2 protein-coding genes are annotated in these 685 nt (G+C 66.7%); one reads left to right on the top strand and one right to left on the bottom strand.

Going from position 1 to position 685, the window contains the following annotated elements; translation table 11 throughout:
- The coding region (locus OO71_RS51865; RefSeq protein ID WP_211260847.1) for a hypothetical protein at positions 1 to 209 on the bottom strand (209 nt) is incomplete at its 3' end.
- Here OO71_RS51865 and OO71_RS45925 point away from each other — a divergent pair.
- Positions 180 to 685, top strand: a 506-nt coding sequence (locus OO71_RS45925) for an ROK family protein (protein WP_162186201.1), incomplete at its 3' end; no start/stop codon positions are given. The genes OO71_RS51865 and OO71_RS45925 overlap by 30 nt on opposite strands.

Below are 685 nucleotides of genomic sequence, written 5' to 3'. Positions count from 1 at the left end.
CGTCGTGGGGTGGCGCGGACGCGGCGGGAGATTTCGCGGTATACGGTGCTGGCGCCGTCGACGGTGTCGTTGCGGGTGGATGCGTTGATTGCGGCGGGGTTGGTGGAGGAGACCGCGAGCGGGGGGATGCCGGGGCGGTGGTGTCGGTGGCGTTGGGGACGCATCATGTCCGGCTTGCGGTGGCTGATCTGCTGGGGGAGTTGGTGCATGTTGTCGAGTGTCCGGTTGATGTGACGCTGGGTCCGGTTGTGGTGTTGCGGGAGATTTGGGAGCGGACGCTGGTGGCGTTGGGGGACGCTCGCGTCGACGTTGGGGGTGTGCGTGGGGTGGTGCTGGGGGTGCCGGCGCCGATTGATTCGCGGTTGGGGACGGTGACGTCGTCGGCGCAGTTGCCGGGGTGGGATCAGCAGAATTTGTATGAGGTGATCGGGCAGTTCACGGAGTTGCCGGTGTCCATCGAGAATGATGCGAATTTGCTGGCGCTGGGGGAGTTCCGGGCGGTGGCGGCGAGCGTGGAGCACATGCTGGCGGTGAAGGTGGGGAGCCGGATCGGGTCCGGGGTGGTGGTGGGTGGTGGGTTGTATTCGGGGGCGAGTGGGGCGGCGGGGGAGATCAGTCATTCGCGGTCGTCGGGGCGGTCGGTGATTCATTGCTGGTGTGGTACGCCGGATTGTCTGGAGTCGGT

The sequence above is a fragment of the Amycolatopsis jejuensis genome (genome assembly GCF_000717335.1).
GTDB classification, from domain to species: Bacteria; Actinomycetota; Actinomycetes; order Mycobacteriales; family Pseudonocardiaceae; genus Amycolatopsis; species Amycolatopsis jejuensis.
The sequence above is the reverse complement of the archived record's forward strand: the minus strand, read 5'-3'. Positions and strand labels throughout refer to the sequence as shown.